This window comes from Novosphingobium gossypii, assembly GCF_050433305.1.
Lineage (GTDB): Bacteria > Pseudomonadota > Alphaproteobacteria > Sphingomonadales > Sphingomonadaceae > Novosphingobium > Novosphingobium gossypii.
The window spans coordinates 904,230-919,761 of the sequence record NZ_JBNPXM010000001.1 but is presented as its reverse complement, the minus strand read 5'-3'; the positions used below and the strand labels follow the sequence as shown (position 1 = coordinate 919,761).

12 protein-coding genes are annotated in these 15,532 nt (G+C 66.4%); 8 read left to right on the top strand and 4 right to left on the bottom strand.

Translation table 11 applies throughout. The features are described 5' to 3' along the window. Positions 1 to 4 precede the first annotated feature (4 nt). On the bottom strand, positions 5 to 1,534 hold the full coding sequence (atpA, locus tag GGR40_RS04700) for a F0F1 ATP synthase subunit alpha (protein WP_429275012.1): 1,530 nt from the start codon (positions 1,532 to 1,534) through the stop codon (positions 5 to 7). A 13-nt stretch (positions 1,535 to 1,547) separates the two neighbouring features. Further along, positions 1,548 to 2,102, bottom strand: a complete 555-nt coding sequence (locus GGR40_RS04695) for a F0F1 ATP synthase subunit delta (protein WP_429275011.1) — start codon at positions 2,100 to 2,102, stop codon at positions 1,548 to 1,550. A gap of 230 nt (positions 2,103 to 2,332) precedes the next feature. Between GGR40_RS04695 and GGR40_RS04690 the strand changes: the two genes are divergently transcribed. Together GGR40_RS04690 and GGR40_RS04685 are read left to right on the top strand one after the other, a co-directional pair. Beyond that, a complete protein-coding gene (locus GGR40_RS04690; RefSeq protein ID WP_429275010.1) occupies positions 2,333 to 2,824 on the top strand; it encodes a DUF1203 domain-containing protein in 492 nt (163 codons plus the stop codon). 11 nt (positions 2,825 to 2,835) lie between these two features. Beyond that, the gene (locus GGR40_RS04685) at positions 2,836 to 3,858 is read left to right on the top strand and encodes a bifunctional transcriptional activator/DNA repair enzyme AdaA (RefSeq protein WP_429275225.1); all 1,023 of its coding nucleotides are present in this window, start codon (positions 2,836 to 2,838) and stop codon (positions 3,856 to 3,858) included. A gap of 3 nt (positions 3,859 to 3,861) precedes the next feature. Here the strand turns inward: GGR40_RS04685 and GGR40_RS04680 are convergent, their stop codons facing one another. Then, positions 3,862 to 5,430 (bottom strand): cryptochrome/photolyase family protein, encoded by a 1,569-nt coding sequence (locus GGR40_RS04680; RefSeq protein WP_429275009.1) that lies wholly within the window; start codon positions 5,428 to 5,430, stop codon positions 3,862 to 3,864. Between the two features lie 34 nt (positions 5,431 to 5,464). After that, a complete protein-coding gene (locus GGR40_RS04675) occupies positions 5,465 to 7,630 on the bottom strand; it encodes a primosomal protein N' (RefSeq protein ID WP_429275008.1) in 2,166 nt (721 codons plus the stop codon). Between the two features lie 49 nt (positions 7,631 to 7,679). Between GGR40_RS04675 and GGR40_RS04670 the strand changes: the two genes are divergently transcribed. From GGR40_RS04670 to GGR40_RS04645, 6 genes are all read left to right on the top strand, one after another. Further along, positions 7,680 to 8,375, top strand: a complete 696-nt coding sequence (locus GGR40_RS04670) for a DUF4197 domain-containing protein (protein WP_429275007.1) — start codon at positions 7,680 to 7,682, stop codon at positions 8,373 to 8,375. A 99-nt stretch (positions 8,376 to 8,474) separates the two neighbouring features. Continuing rightward, complete coding sequence (gene fsa, locus GGR40_RS04665; RefSeq protein WP_429275006.1) at positions 8,475 to 9,125, top strand: fructose-6-phosphate aldolase; 651 nt, start codon at positions 8,475 to 8,477, stop codon at positions 9,123 to 9,125. Positions 9,126 to 9,294: 169 nt separating this feature from the next. Then, positions 9,295 to 11,109 carry a cobaltochelatase subunit CobT gene (gene cobT / locus GGR40_RS04660; RefSeq protein WP_429275005.1) on the top strand — a complete coding sequence of 605 codons (1,815 nt, stop codon included), beginning with the start codon at positions 9,295 to 9,297 and terminating at the stop codon, positions 11,107 to 11,109. Between the two features lie 84 nt (positions 11,110 to 11,193). Next, entirely contained in the window at positions 11,194 to 12,657 is a 1,464-nt protein-coding gene (gene cysS / locus GGR40_RS04655; RefSeq protein WP_429275004.1) for a cysteine--tRNA ligase, read from the top strand. Between the two features lie 128 nt (positions 12,658 to 12,785). Beyond that, complete coding sequence (locus tag GGR40_RS04650; protein ID WP_429275003.1) at positions 12,786 to 13,724, top strand: D-2-hydroxyacid dehydrogenase; 939 nt, start codon at positions 12,786 to 12,788, stop codon at positions 13,722 to 13,724. Between the two features lie 120 nt (positions 13,725 to 13,844). After that, the gene (locus tag GGR40_RS04645; protein WP_429275002.1) at positions 13,845 to 15,518 is read left to right on the top strand and encodes an acetolactate synthase large subunit; all 1,674 of its coding nucleotides are present in this window, start codon (positions 13,845 to 13,847) and stop codon (positions 15,516 to 15,518) included. The last annotated feature ends 14 nt before the right edge of the window (positions 15,519 to 15,532 follow it).

Sequence of the window (15,532 nt, the reverse complement as noted above, 5' to 3'; positions counted from 1 at the left end):
TAACTTAAGCGAACTGCTTGGCGAAGGCGTCGAGCGCGGCCTTGGTCTTGCTCTTGGCTTCGTCGCCGAAGTCCTTGGTCGAGCGGATCAGCGCCAGCACGTCCGCATGTTCGGAGTGCAGGTAGCTGAGCATCTCGGCTTCGTACTCGGTGACCTTCGAGACGGGCAGATTGTCGAGGTAGCCGTTGGTGCCGGCGAAGATCGACACGGTCTGCTCTTCGAACGACAGCGGCGAGAACTGCTTCTGCTTGAGCAGTTCGGTCAGGCGCGCGCCGCGGTTGAGCAGCTTCTGGGTCGAGGCGTCGAGGTCCGAACCGAACTGGGCGAATGCCGCCATTTCGCGGTACTGCGCCAGCTCCAGCTTGATCGAGCCGGCGACCTTCTTCATCGCCTTGGTCTGCGCCGAGCCGCCCACGCGCGACACCGACAGACCCACGTTGATGGCCGGACGGATGCCCTGGTAGAACAGGCCGGTTTCAAGGAAGATCTGGCCGTCGGTGATCGAGATCACGTTGGTCGGGATGTAGGCGGACACGTCGCCGGCCTGCGTCTCGATGACGGGCAGGGCGGTCAGCGAACCGGCGCCGTTCTCGTCGTTGAGCTTGGCCGCGCGCTCCAGCAGGCGGCTATGCAGGTAGAACACGTCGCCGGGGTAGGCTTCGCGGCCCGGCGGGCGGCGCAGCAGCAGCGACATCTGGCGATAGGCGACGGCCTGCTTGGAAAGGTCGTCGTACACGATCACGGCGTGCATGCCGTTGTCGCGGAAGAATTCACCGATGGCGGCGCCGGTGTAAGGCGCGAGGTACTGCAGCGGAGCAGGCTCAGACGCGGTCGCGGCGATGACGATGGAGTATTCCATCGCGCCGTTCTCTTCGAGCTGGCGCACGATCTGCGCAACGGTCGAGCGCTTCTGGCCGACGGCGACGTAGATGCAGTAGAGCTTCTTCGATTCGTCGTCGCCCTTGTTCGCTTCCTTCTGGTTGATGAAGGTGTCGATGGCGACGGCGGTCTTGCCGGTCTGGCGGTCACCGATGATGAGTTCGCGCTGGCCGCGGCCCACGGGAACCAGGGCGTCGATCGCCTTGAGGCCGGTCTGCACGGGTTCATGCACCGACTTGCGCGGGATGATGCCCGGAGCCTTCGATTCGACGCGGGCGCGCTTTTCGGCGACGATCGGGCCCTTGCCGTCGATCGGATTGCCCAGCGCGTCCACCACGCGGCCCAGCAGTCCCTTGCCGACGGGAACGTCGACGATGGTGTTGGTGCGGCTGACGCTGTCGCCTTCGCGGATTTCGGCGTCCGAGCCGAAGATCACGACGCCGACGTTGTCTGCTTCGAGGTTGAGCGCCATGCCCTGCACGCCATTGGCGAACTTGACCATTTCGCCGGCCTGCACGTTGTCGAGGCCGTGGATGCGGGCGATGCCGTCACCGACCGACAGAACCGAGCCGACCTCGGAAACCTGGGCTTCGGTGCCGAAGCTGGCGATCTGGTCCTTGATGACCTTCGAGATTTCTGCTGCGCGGATATCCATTGTTCTGCCTTTCTTAGCCCTTCATGGCCTGGGCGAGCGAATTGAGACGGGTGCGGATCGAGCTGTCGATGCGCTTGGAACCGATGGTGACGACGAGGCCGCCGAGCAGTTCCGGATCGACGCTGGTCCTGATCTTGACCTTGCGGCCTTCACGCGCTTCGAGCTTGTGGCGCAGCTGTTCGACCTGATCGTCGGACAGGGCATGCGCCGAAGCGACTTCGGCGGTGGCCTCTCCGCGCTGGGCGGCAGCGATCGCGGCGAAAGCGCGGATGATCTCGGGCAGGGCCGACAGGCGGCGATTGCCCGCCAGCACGCCGAGGAAGTTCTTCGTCAGTTGCGAGGTGCCCAGCACGCCCGCCACCGCTTCGATCGCCTTGGCGGCGGCATCGCGGCTGATCTGCGGATTGCGAATCAGCGCGCCAAGCTCATCGCTTTCGCGCAGGGCCTGGCCGAGATTGTCGAGGTCGGTCTCAACGGCAGAAACGACGCCGTTTTCGCTGGCGAGATCGAACAACGCCGAAGCGTAGCGTCCCTGCAAGCTGGCCTTGATGCCTCCGGAATTCTCCACGCCTGTCCTATCCTTACATCGCAGGTGGGTTCGGGTCGGGGGCGCAACGGCACAGCGTGCTCCCCCAGCCCGCTGACGGGGCCGCGCATAGCGACGATACTGTTACAACGCAAGGTGCCCCTTCGGTCCTGGGGACAAAGGACAGGTAACTGCTTTAAAAGCAAGCACCGGGACGCGCGTGGTCGAGGCGACGTGCAAAGCATCGGACGAACTCGACAGGAGCGTTTTCGATGACCTACCGAATCACCGGTCTGCCCCGCGTGGAATTTACCAGGTATTTCGCGGCAGACACCGAAGAACTGCGGCGAATGGGTGGGATGCGCGTGGTCGCCGATGCGGATGCCGGGTATCCCTGCCGCGTGTCGCTGGAAGATGCGCGGGCGGGGGAAAGCGTGCTCCTGCTCAACTTCACCAGCCACGATGTGCCCGGGCCGTTCCGCACCGCCTATGCGATATATGTCCGCGAGGTGGACACTCCGGGCGAGGGCAGGTCGTGGCTGGGCGAACTGCCGCCCAGCCTTGCCGTCCGCACACTGTCGTTGCGCGGCTTTGATGTACAGGGGTTGCTGCGCGCAGCCCGTCTGGCCGAACCGGCGGGCATCGAGGCCGGCATCGCGGACCTGTTCGCGTCGGGCGAGGTGGCCTACATTCACGCCCACTACGCGACGTATGGGTGCTTTGCTGCCCGGATCGACCGGGTTGGCGTGGGAGACGAGCGGTGACGACGGCCACGATGAACGACGAACGGGCCTGGCAGGCGGTGCTTGCGCGCGACAAGGCGTTCGACGGGCGCTTCGTCACGGGCGTGCTTTCCACCGGGATCTACTGCCGCCCGTCCTGCTCCGCGCGGCATCCCCGGCGCGAGAACGTGCGCTTCTTCGACGGGCCGCAGCAGGCGGAAGCGGCGGGCCTGCGCGCCTGCCTGCGCTGCCGCCCCGGCGATACCGCGCGTGACGAGCAGGCGGTGACCCGCGCACTGGCGCTGCTTGCGGGGGTGGACGAGGCGCCGTCGCTGGGCGAGCTGGCGGGGGCGGTGGGCTACAGCCCCACCCATTTCCAGCGGGTGTTCAAGCGCGCGGTCGGCCTTTCTCCGGCTGCTTTCGTGCGGGCCCGGCGTGTGGAGCGCGCCGGCGACGTGCTGAGCGAGGGCGGCCGCGTGACCGACGCCATCTACGATGCGGGGTTCGGGGCCTCCTCGCGGTTCTACGAAGCGGCGCAGGGGCGCATGGGGATGGCCCCTTCGGCATGGCGCGATGGCGGGCGCGGGGTGACGATCCACTGGGCAGTGGTGCCAACGACGATGGGGCCGATGCTGGTTGCGGCGACCGGGAAGGGCGTGTGCCGGCTTTCCTTCGCGGAAGGGCGCGAGGAACTGGCGGCGCGTTTCCCAAACGCGCGGCTGGTGGAGGGCGACGAGGGGTTCGCGCGCCTTGTGGAACAGGTGGTCGGGGCGGTAGAGCAGCCGGGACAGTCGCGTGACATCCCGCTCGACGTGCAGGGGACCGCGTTCCAGGAGGCCGTCTGGCGCGAATTGCAGCGTATTCCTGCAGGAGAGACGCGGACGTATGCGCAGATCGCCGCCGCCGTCGGCAGTCCGGGCGCGGTGCGCGCGGCGGGGTCGGCGAACGGGGCGAACGCCGTGGCGGTGCTGATCCCGTGCCACCGCGTGATCCGGTCAGACGGGACGATCGGCGGCTATGCCTATGGCCCGGCGATCAAGACCGAACTGTTGCGGCGCGAGCACGGAGAAGGCTGACCGTCAGTCGCGCTCCCAGCCCGACCTTGCCGGGGTCAACGTCCGAAGGAAGCTCTCGGCGCTGTCTAGGTATGCCTTCTGTTTGTCAGGGTCCATGCGGTCCCAGTTCGCGTAGACGCGGGCAAGCCGCCGGTTGCGCTGGAACAGGCTGCGGTGGCGGTGCATGAAATGCCAGTATAGCGGGTTGAACGGGCAGGCGCCCGGGCCGAACTTCTTCGACACCTTGTACCGGCACTGGCCGCAGTAATCGGACATCGTGTTGATGTAGTTGCCGCTTGCCGCATAGGGCTTCGATGCCAGCCGCCCCTTGTCCGCCCACAGCGCCATTGCCGCGACATTGGGCAACTCCACCCATTCGTAGGCGTCGGCATAGACCACCAGAAACCAGTCCTCCACCTGCTGCGGTTCTATCCCGGCGATGAGGGCGAAGTTGCCCAGCACCATAAGCCGCTGGATGTGATGGGCATGGGCATTGTCGCGGGTGGAGCGCACGCAGTCCGCCATGCAGCGCATGTCCGTCTCGCCGGTCCAGTAGAAGTCGGGCAGCGGGCGGCGGGCATCCAGTGCGTTCGCCTGACGAAGCTGCGGCATTTCCAGCCAGTACATGCCGCGGATGTATTCGCGCCAGCCGATGATCTGACGGATGAAGCCCTCCACCGCGTTCAGCGGCGCCTCGCCCGCGTGATAGGCGGCCTCCGCCCGGCGGCAGCAGTCCAGCGGATCGAGGAGGCCCAGGTTGATCGAGGTCGACAGCAGCGAATGGAACAGGTCATCCTCGCCGCAGACCATCGCGTCCTGATACTTGCCGAAGCGGGGCAGCCGCTGGTTGATGAAGGCATCCAGCGCTTCGTCCGCCTGACGGGCGGTGACGGGCCAGTCGAACGCGGCAAGATCGCCGAAGTGATCGGCGAACCGTTCGTTTACAAGGTCGATGACTTCGCCGGTTATCGCATCGGGCGCGAAGCGGGGCACTTCGGGCGGAATCAGGTGGCGGTCGGGCGGGGCGCGGTTCTGCTCGTCGTAATTCCACTGGCCGCCTTCGGGGCCGACATCCGGGCCATCTCCCTGCATCAGCAGGCCGGTCTGGCGGCGCATGGTGCGGTAGAACGTCTCCATCACCAGTTCGCGGCGGTCCTGCGCCCATTCCCGAAACGCATCAATGGTGCAGATGAAGCGATCGTCAGGCAGGATGTGCACCGGCAGCCCGAAGGCGTCGGACCAGCCCCGCATCATCTCCAGCACGCGCAGTTCGCCGGGTTCGACGACCCGGATCGCCGTGGGACGATGCCGCTCCACCGCGCGCTCCACTTCGCCGGTGAAACTGCCGGAATTGCCTTCGTCCGTCAGCTTCACGTAGTCGACCCGCCAGCCGTCCCGCTCCAGCGCCGCCGCGAAATGGCGCATCGCGGCAAGGATCAGCGCGATCTTCTGCTTGTGGTGCTTGACGTATTTTGTCTCGTCCCAAACCTCCATCATCAGCACGATGGTGTCGGCCTTGTGCAGCCCGCGCAGCGACGCGATGGTGCGGGTAAGCTGATCGCCCAGTATGGGGACGAGGGTTTTTACGGTCATGCCGCTCGAACGCGCGAGCGGCCTGCCGGGTGCCTCAGACGAACGAATAGGGGTCGATGTCGATGTTTACCCGCACGCCGCGCGGGAACTCCAGCGGGTCCAGCCACGCGCGCAGGGTCTTCTGCAGTTCGGCGGAGCGGCGCGCGTTGATGAGCAGGCGGAAGCGGTGCCGCCCGCGCAGCAGCGCCAGCGGCGCGGGGGCCGGGCCAAGCACCAGCATGTCCGGCAGGTCGGGCGCGGTGCCGCCGATGGCGCGCGCGGCGGCAAGCGCTTCTGCCTGATCTTCCGAACTGACGATGATCGCCGCCCAGCGGCCGAACGGCGGCGCGCCGGCATCGCGGCGGGCCTCGGTTTCGGCGGCATAGAAGGCGTCGCGGTCGCCATTGGCCAGTGCGGCGATGACGGGGGCGTCGGGATGGCGGGTCTGGATCAGCACTTCGCCCGGCTTCTCCCCGCGACCGGCGCGGCCGGCCACCTGCGCGATCTGTTGGTAAGTGCGTTCGCCGGCGCGCAGGTCGCCGCCTTCAAGGCCAAGGTCGGCATCGACCACGCCCACCAGCGTCAGGTCGGGAAAGTGATAGCCCTTGGTCACCAGCTGGGTGCCGATGATGACGTCGATCACCTTGCTTTCGGCCATCGCCACGAACTCGCCGATGGCGGCGGGGGTGTTCATGGTGTCGGAGGTGACGAGAGCGGTGCGCGCCTCGGGCAGGATCTCGGCCACTTCGTCGGCGATGCGCTCCACGCCGGGACCGCAGGCGACAAGGCAGTCGCCGGTGCCGCATTCGGGGCAGGCGTCGGGCACCGGCGTTTCATGCCCGCAGTGGTGGCAGGCCAGCCGCTTGCTGAAGCGGTGCTCCACCAGCCAGGCCGTGCAGTTGGGGCACTGGAAGCGGTAGCCGCAGTTGCGGCACAGCGTCAGCGGCGCATAGCCCCGGCGGTTGAGGAACAGCAGCGACTGTTCGCCCTTCGCCAGCCGGTCCTTCATCGCCTCCACCAGTTTCGGTGCGATCCAGCGGCCGCGCTCGGGCGCCTGTTCGCGCAGGTCCAGGATATTGATGTCGGGCAGCGTCGCGCCGCCGAAACGCGCGGGCAGGTCGATTTTGCGATAGACGCCCGCCTCGGCCAGCTGCATCGATTCGAGCGCGGGCGTGGCGCTGGCCAGAACCACCGGGATGCCTTCGAACTTGGCGCGCATCACCGCCACGTCACGCGCGTTGTAGCGGACGCCGTCATCCTGCTTGAACGAGATTTCGTGCGCTTCATCCACCACGATCAGGCCCAGCCGCGCATAAGGCAGGAACAGTGCGGAACGTGCGCCGACCACCACCTGCGCGCTGCCGCCGGCGATGGCCCGCCAGGCCCGGCGCCGTTCGCTGGATTTCAGAGAGGAATGCCACAGGATCGGCGGCACCCCGAAGCGGTGCTCGAACCGGCGCAGGAAGTTCTCGGTCAGCGCGATCTCGGGAAGCAGCACCAGCACCTGCCGGCCCCGTAGCAGGGCTTCGGCCACCGCCTCGAAATAGCACTCCGTCTTGCCCGACCCGGTGACGCCATCGAGCAGGAAGGGCGCGAACTTTTCGGCGCGCACGGCTTCGACGAAGATGTCGGCGGCCTCCTGCTGCATGTCGCTGAGCCGCGGTTGCGCAAATTCCGGCCGGGCGGGGGGATAGGGCCGGTCGAGGTCCACCGTCACCGCTTCCAGCAGGCCCGCACCCACCATTCCGCGCAGGACGCCTTCCGAGACGCTGGCCAGTTCCGCCAGTTCGCGGATAGACCCCTGTTCCCCCTGCAGCGCATCGAGCGCGGCGGCGCGCTGGGGCGTCAGGCGGGCCGGCTCTTCCCCCGTCAGGCGGTATTCGGTGGTGGTGCCGCCGCCGCGCAGCGCCGACATGCTGCCCAGCGCCATGCGCGCCACGGAGGACAGCGGCGCGCAGTAATAATCGGCCGTCCACTCGATCAGCCGCCGCAGCTTCGCCGCGATCGGCGGGGCCGGCATCACCCCCATCAGAGCGCGCAGTTTTGATTCAGGCACTTCCTGCGCGTTCAGGCGTTCCGCTTCCCAGACGATGCCCAGCACCTGTCGCGGGCCAAGGGGGGCAACGACGATCGATCCGAATTCGATCGTCATTCCCTCCGGCACGCGATAGTCGAGGACGCCGAGAGCGGCGTTGAAGACGAGGAGTCGGACACGTTGCATTGGCGCCCATATAGGCGCGCATGGTCAGGGTCGTGAAGGAGCAGACGCGATGAATGGGGGATCGGGCATGATGACGATGGGACGCCGTGCGGTATTGGGCGGTTTTCTGACCGCCGGGGCGCTGGCGCTGCCGGGCTGCGCGACGATGGGCAGGCCCAGCTATACCGACATCGTGGAGAACCTGCTGATGCTCTCCAGCCAGCGCGCCTTTGCGCGGCTGACGCAGCCCGACGGGTTCTGGGACAGCCAGGTGGCGCGGATCAACCTGCCGGTGCTTTTCGGCCGCCCCGGTTCGGTGGCGGAAAAGGTGTTCCGCTCGCCGCTGTTCAAGGAAAAGCTGCAGCACGAACTCAACCGCGTGGCAGAGGACGGCGCCCGCGTGGCCGCGCCGCTGGTCTATGACGCGGTGCGCCGCCTGACCGTTACCGATGCGCTGGCCCTGCTGCGCGGCGGGGATACTTCTGCCACCTCGTTCCTGCGCCAGTCGATGGCCTCGGGGCTGGTCAACGCCATGATCCCGGAACTGGACCGGGTGATGCGCGTGGCCGAGGATCCGATCCTCAACACCGCCGTCAATGCGCTGACCGGTGTGAACATGGCCGATGCCGCCCACGCGCTGGCGCTGGAGGCGGACAACGCCATCTGGTACGAGATCGGCGCGCAGGAAGCCGAAATCCGCGCCCATCCGGAAAGCACCAACGACGCGAGCCTGATCGCGGCGCTTCGGGCTGCGAAGGCGCTCTAGGCCTTCTGAGCCGGGCGTCATCCGCCGACATGGCTGGTCCCCCGGCGCGTGGTTCCCTATAGGGGCGGCCAGAATCGCTGCCCCAAGGACACACGCACCATGAAGTTCTTCGCTGACACCGCCGAAATCGCCGACATCAAGGAACTGGCCGACACCGGCCTGCTCGACGGCGTGACCACCAACCCCAGCCTGATCGCCAAGTCGGGTCGCGATTTCATGGAAGTCACGGCAGAGATCTGCAAGCTGACCGATGGCCCCGTCAGCGCCGAAGTCGTCGCGCTCGACCACGCCGGCATGATGCGCGAGGCCGAAATCCTGCGCAAGATCGCCGACAACGTCTGCATCAAGGTGCCGCTGACGATCGACGGCCTCAAGACCTGCAAGGCGCTGACCGGCGAAGGCACCATGGTCAACGTGACGCTGTGCTTCTCGGCCAACCAGGCGCTGCTGGCGGCCAAGGCCGGCGCGACCTTCGTGTCGCCCTTCGTCGGTCGCCATGACGACAACGGCTTCGACGGCATGGGCCTGATCGGCGACATCCGCCTGATCTACGACAACTACAACTTCGCCACCGAAATCCTCGTCGCTTCGGTCCGCCACGGCGTCCACGTTCTGGAAGCCGCGCGCATCGGCGCCGACGTGATGACCGCGCCGCCGTCGGTCATCAAGGGCCTGTTCAAGCACGTCCTCACCGAAAAGGGGATCGAAGGCTTCCTGGCCGACTGGGCCAAGACCGGCCAGTCGATCTGATCGCGATCCTTCGACAGGCTCAGGATGAGCGGGGTTGGTGACGCACGTCTCAACCCGCTCAGGCTGAGCTTGCCGAAGCCCCGGCGTGCAGGGGCGCCCCATCGTGAATGGTGCCCTCGCACATCGGCCATTTGAGCCGCGCGTCCCGATGCGCTAGGCACCGTCGGCAATGTCCGACGAATCCCCCACCGATCGCTTCAAGTCCGTCCTCACCGGAGCCTCGCGCGCCATCGCGCAGGAGGCGGAGGTGGAAGTAAACTGGACCGCCGACGCGCCCAGTTCCACCGGCAACACCTTCCGCGTGCCGATGCCCGGCCGCAGCCTGCCGCGCGCCGCCGCGATGCAGGCGCGCGGGTTCGCCGACAGCTTCGCGCTGAAACTGCGCCACCACGACGAAAAGCTGCACATGCGCAATGCGCCGGCAGAGCCGACCGCGCGTGCGGCCTTCGATGCGGTGGAGGCCGTCCGCTACGAAGCGCTGGGGGCCAACGCCTATGACGGCATGCGCGACAATCTGGACGCCGCGCTGCTGACACGCATCACTTCCGACCCGATTGCGCGGGCCGAAACGCCTGATGCCGTGCCGGTGCCCGCCGCGCTGGCGCTGCTGTTGCGGGAACGTCTGACCGGTCAGGAAATCCCCGAGATCGCGCGTCCCGGCGTCGACATGGTCCGCAAGTGGATCGAGAGGAAGGCCGCGACCGACTTCGATGCGCTGGCCAATTCGCTGGACGACCAGAAGGCGTTCCAGACCCTGTCGCTCGATATGCTGCAGCATCTGGAACTGACCCGCGCCGAGGAAATCCCGCAGGAACCCACCGACGCCGAGGACATGGACGGCGAGGAGGAGACCGAGCAGGAGGAAGAGGGTGGCGAGCAAGGGCAGGAACAGCAGCCCGCCGAAATGGCCGCCGAACCCTCGCAGGGCGACGACGAGGGCGAGAGCGAGGCCGAAGGCGAAACCTCCGACGACATGGAGGAGGGCGACGAGGGTCAGGATGGCGAGGAGGGCATGCTGCCCGTCCGCCCCAATCGTCCGTGGACCGACATTCCCGACAGCTTCGACTACAAGGTCTTCACCGAGGCGTTCGACGAAGTGGTCGGTGCTTCCGACTTGTGCGACGAGGAGGAACTGACCCGCCTGCGCGCTTATCTGGACGCGCAGCTGAAGGGCCTGCAGGGCGTGGTGACGCGCCTTGCCAACCGCCTGCAGCGTCGCCTGATGGCGCAGCAGAACCGGTCCTGGGACTTCGACCAGGAAGAGGGGCTGCTGGATGCCGCGCGGCTGGCCCGCGTCGTCGTCTCTCCGGGGCAGTCGCTGTCCTACAAGATCGAGCGCGACGTGGAGTTCAAGGACACCGTCGTCACCCTGTTGCTGGACAATTCCGGCTCGATGCGCGGACGGCCGATCTCGATCGCGGCGATCAGCGCCGACGTGCTTGCCCGCACGCTGGAGCGCTGCGGCGTCAAGGTGGAGATCCTGGGCTTCACCACCCGCGCCTGGAAGGGCGGGCAAAGCCGCGAAAACTGGCTGGCGAACGGCAAGCCCGCGCATCCCGGTCGCCTCAACGACCTGCGTCACATCGTCTACAAGAAAGCAGACGAGCCCTGGCGCCGGGCCAAGAAGAATCTTGGCCTTATGATGCGCGAAGGTCTGCTGAAGGAGAACATCGACGGCGAGGCGCTGCTCTGGGCGCACAACCGCATGCTCGCCCGGCAAGAGGACCGCCGCATCCTGATGGTCATCTCGGACGGCGCGCCGGTGGACGATTCGACGCTGTCGGTGAACTCGGCGGGCTATCTTGAGGCGCACCTGCGCCGCGTGATCGAATGGATCGAAAGCAAGTCCCCGGTGCAGCTGGTAGCCATCGGCATCGGCCACGACGTGACCCGCTACTACCGCCGCGCCGTGACCATCATGGACGCCGAACAGCTTGGCGGCACGATGATCGAACAGCTCGCCGGCCTGTTCGAGGAGGAATAGGCCGGGGCTTGCCGTCTTCCCCGCAAAGGTCCGCGACGACGAGGATTGACCCCGCAGCGGCGTGCCGCTTATGCGCGGACGTCTATGACCGACGCACCTCAACTCGCGCTGTTCAACAGCCTGACCCGCAAGCTCGAAGCGTTCGAGCCCGTCCATGCCGGTGAGGCGCGCGTCTATACCTGCGGGCCGACGGTCTACAATTACCCGCATATCGGCAACATGCGCGCCTATGTCTTTGCGGACGTGCTGGGACGGACGCTGAGCCACAGGGGCTACAGGCTCACCCACGTCATCAACATCACCGACGTCGGCCATCTGACGGACGATGCCGATGCGGGTGAGGACAAGATGGAGAAAATGGCGCGCGCGCAGTCGCAGTCCATCTGGGATATCGCGGCGCATTACACGCAGGCCTACTGGGCCGACATTGCCGCGCTGAACATCCGCCAGCCCGCGAAATGGTCGATCGCGACCGACTACGTGCCGCAGATGATCGCCTTTGCCGAGAAGATCGCGCCCGCGCACTGCTACGAACTGGACAGCGGCCTCTACTTCGACGTCTCCACCGTCGCCGACTATGGGCGCCTTGCCCGCGCCGTGACCGACGAGGGTGAGGGCCGGATCGAAGCGGTCGAGGGCAAGCGTAATGCCGCCGACTTTGCGATCTGGCGCAAGACCCCTGCAGGCGAGACGCGGCAGATGGAGTGGGATTCACCCTGGGGCCGGGGCGCGCCGGGGTGGCATCTGGAATGTTCGGTGATGAGCGGCGATCTGCTGGGCTTCCCGTTCGACATCCACACCGGCGGCATCGACCACCGCGAGATCCATCATCCCAACGAGATCGCCCAGAACCAGGCGTTCTGCTGCAATCCCGGAGACGCGTGCGACCTCGACACGCCCGCAAATTCGGGCGCCAGGGTATGGATGCACAACAATTTTCTGGTCGAACGCTCCGGCAAGATGAGCAAGTCCTCGGGCGAGTTCCTGCGGCTGCAACTGCTGATCGACCGGGGTTATCATCCGCTTGGCTATCGCATGATGTGCCTTCAGGCGCATTACCGCAGCGAGCTGGAATTCAGCTGGGATGGCCTTGCGGCGTCGCTGGTGCGGCTCAAGCGCATGATCATCGTTGCCGAGCGGCTGGCGGACGTTGAAGCCGGGGAACCTTCGCACCCCAAACTGGCGCCGATGATCGAGGCTTTCGAGAAGGCCATGGCCGAGGATCTCAACACCGCCGTCGCGCTGACCGCGCTGGAGGATGTGCTAGCTGCAAAGAAGGTCGATCCCGCCGCCAAGCGCGCCGTGGTGGAGCGGATGGACGCGGTGCTGGGCCTCGACCTGTTCGGCACTTCGCGCGCCGACCTGCGGCTGCGCCCCAAGGCGGCCGCGATCGACGAGGCGGAGATCGAGGACGTGCTGGCCCTCCGCAAGCAGGCCCGCGCCGACAAGGACTTCGCCACATCGGACGCCCTGCGCGACGAACTGGCCGCAAAGGGCGTGGAGGCGATGGACGGCGATCCGCTCGGCTGGGAATGGAAGCTGGGCTGACTGCCCGGCCCAGTTGGCTCGCATGATTGCTTTGGGCGCAAGGGCAGGGGCGTAACCCGCTCTTGCGTTCCCGCTCCGATGGCTAAAGGCTGGTAACTCATTGTGCCAGCCCGGATTCGGAGTTCTTCATGACCGTCGCCCTCATCAACGCCAATTCGCGATCCTGGCTGGAGGGTAAGCTGCCCGATGGCGTCGATCCGCTGTGGTTCGAGGATGCGGAGCAGCTGATCGAACTGGCCCCGCGCGCCGAAGTGGCGTGGCTCGACATGGTCGCCCAGCCCAAGGCGCGCGAGGCGATCGCGCTGATGACCGGGCTGAAGTGGTACAACGCCATGTCCTCGGGTGTGGACTGGCTGCCGCTCGACCTGTTCCGGGAACGCGGGGTGCGGCTGACCAACGGCGTGGGCATCCATGCGCAGACCGTGTCGGAATTCGCGCTGATGGGCATGCTGACGATGGCCAAGGGCTGGCGGCAGGTGGTGCGCGCGCAGGATCGGCACGAATGGCTGGCGCAGCCGCCGGGCACGCGCGAGTTGCTCGATTCCGAAGTGCTGGTGATCGGCGCGGGAGAGATCGGCGGCCGGATCGCCGAGTTGCTGCGCGCGTTCGGTGCCCGCGTGACCACGGCGCGCCGCCGCCCGCAGGCCGGAGAGCTGGGGCAGGACGAATGGCAGGGCGCGCTGGGCCGGTTCGACTGGGTGATCCTGATCGTTCCCTCCACCCCGCAGACGACGGGGATGTTCGGTGCGGAGCAGTTCGCAGCGATGAAGCCCGGCGCCACCTTGCTGAACTTTGCGCGCGGTTCGGTGATCGACCAGGACGCGCTGCTGGCCGCCATCGATTCGGGGCATCTGGGCGGCGCCTTTCTGGACGTGACCACGCCCGAGCCTCTGCCGTCCGACCATCCGCTGTGGTCGCGAGAGAACGTGCATATCTCCATGCACCTGTCGGGCCGGGCGCAGGACGCGCTGTTCACCCGCGGGTCGGCGCGCTTCCTCGACAACCTAGCGCGTTACCAGCAGGGCGAGCCGCTGGCGCATCAGGTCGATCTTTTGGCAGGATACTGACCGGCCCGGCCTGCAGGCTGGTCAATTCATCAGGGACACCACGGGGGTAGATCGCGTATCAGCCCCGACAGGACAGCCGGCGTCAGGGACGGCGCGCAGACAAGAGGAGACACCGGGACCATGGCCGAGAGCGACAAGCGCAAGGCATCTGACCTGTTCATCGAATGCCTGGAGCAGGAAGGCGTCGAATACATCTTCGGCGTGCCGGGCGAAGAGAACCTCGATTTCCTCGATTCGCTGTCCCGCTCCAAACGCATCAAGCTGATCCTGACCCGGCACGAGCAGGGCGCCGGTTTCATGGCGGCCACTTACGGGCGTCATACTGGCAAGGCGGGCGTGTGCCTCTCCACGCTGGGACCGGGAGCGACCAACTTCGTCACCGCTGCGGCCTATGCCACGCTGGGCGGCATGCCGATGCTGATGATCACCGGCCAGAAGCCGATCAAGAAGTCCAAGCAGGGCCGCTTCCAGATCCTCGACGTCGTCTCGATGATGCAGCCGATCACCAAGTACGCGCACCAGATGGCGTCTTCCGACAACATCCCCAGCCGCGTGCGTGAGGCGTTCCGCATCGCAGAGGAGGAAAAGCCCGGCGCTTCCCACGTCGAACTGCCCGAGGACATCGCCGACGAATATACCGATTCGCGCCCCGTCCCCCCGTCGATCGTGCGGCGCCCTTCGGCAGACGTGAAGTCGATCTCCCAGGCGGTGGAAGCGCTGCAGAACGCCCACCGTCCGGTGCTGGTGATCGGTGCGGGCGCCAACCGCAAGATGACCAGCAAGATGCTGGGCGAGTTCGTCGAGAAGACCGGCATCCCGTTCCTGACCACGCAGCTGGGCAAGGGCGTGATCGACGAGCGGCACCCGAAGTTCCTGGGCTGCGCGGCGCTGTCCGCCGGAGATTTCGTCCATCGCGCGATCGAGGATGCCGACTGCATCGTCAACATCGGCCACGACGTGATCGAAAAGCCGCCGTTCTTCATGCACAACGACGGCACCCGAGACGACCGCGTGGTGATCCACGTCTCCACCAAGACCGCCGAAGTCGATCCGGTGTACTTCCCGCACATCGAGGTCATCGGCGACATCGCCAATGCCATGTGGCAGATCAAGGAAGCGATCGTGCCGTCGCCCGGCTGGAACTTCGACGCGATGCTGCGCTTCCGCGCCGCCGAAGTGGCGCACACCGCGAAGCTGGCGGCGGACGAACGCTTCCCGATCTTCCCACCGCATGCCGTGCAGCAGATCCGCGACGCGCTGCCCGACGATGCGATCGTGTGCCTAGACAACGGGGTCTACAAGCTGTGGTTCGCGCGCGGCTACTGCGCGATCAAGCCCAACACCGTGCTGCTCGACAATGCGCTGGCGACGATGGGGGCGGGGCTGCCCTCCGCCATGGCCAGCGCGATGGTCTATCCGGACCGCAAGGTGCTGGCCGTGTGCGGCGACGGCGGCTTCATGATGAACAGCCAGGAAATGGAAACGGCGGTCCGGCTGGGGCTGAACCTGACGGTGCTGATCCTCAACGACAATGCCTATGGCATGATCCGCTGGAAGCAGGCCAACATGGGCTTTGCGGACTTCGGGCTGTCCTATGGAAACCCGGATTTCGTGCAGTATGCCAAGAGCTACGGCGCCAACGGCTACCGCGTGGAAAGCGCCGCGCACCTTAAGGAACTGCTCGCCCATTGCCGGGATACGCCAGGCGTCCACCTGATCGATTGCCCGGTGGACTATTCCGAAAACGATCACATCCTCAACACCGAGATCAAGGAACTGTCGCGGGCGCTGTGAAGCCGGTTCGATAA

Bases quoted from the DNA above. Each gene is read 5' to 3' on its own strand.
- GGR40_RS04680 (WP_429275009.1), bottom strand. From the start codon at position 5,430: ATGACCGTAAAAACCCTCGTCCCCATACTGGGCGATCAGCTTACCCGC.
- atpA (WP_429275012.1), bottom strand. From the start codon at position 1,534: ATGGATATCCGCGCAGCAGAAATCTCGAAGGTCATCAAGGACCAGATC.
- GGR40_RS04645 (WP_429275002.1), top strand. From the start codon at position 13,845: ATGGCCGAGAGCGACAAGCGCAAGGCATCTGACCTGTTCATCGAATGC.
- GGR40_RS04650 (WP_429275003.1), top strand. From the start codon at position 12,786: ATGACCGTCGCCCTCATCAACGCCAATTCGCGATCCTGGCTGGAGGGT.
- cysS (WP_429275004.1), top strand. From the start codon at position 11,194: ATGACCGACGCACCTCAACTCGCGCTGTTCAACAGCCTGACCCGCAAG.
- cobT (WP_429275005.1), top strand. From the start codon at position 9,295: ATGTCCGACGAATCCCCCACCGATCGCTTCAAGTCCGTCCTCACCGGA.
- GGR40_RS04670 (WP_429275007.1), top strand. From the start codon at position 7,680: ATGAATGGGGGATCGGGCATGATGACGATGGGACGCCGTGCGGTATTG.
- GGR40_RS04690 (WP_429275010.1), top strand. From the start codon at position 2,333: ATGACCTACCGAATCACCGGTCTGCCCCGCGTGGAATTTACCAGGTAT.
- fsa (WP_429275006.1), top strand. From the start codon at position 8,475: ATGAAGTTCTTCGCTGACACCGCCGAAATCGCCGACATCAAGGAACTG.
- GGR40_RS04685 (WP_429275225.1), top strand. From the start codon at position 2,836: ATGAACGACGAACGGGCCTGGCAGGCGGTGCTTGCGCGCGACAAGGCG.
- GGR40_RS04675 (WP_429275008.1), bottom strand. From the start codon at position 7,630: ATGCAACGTGTCCGACTCCTCGTCTTCAACGCCGCTCTCGGCGTCCTC.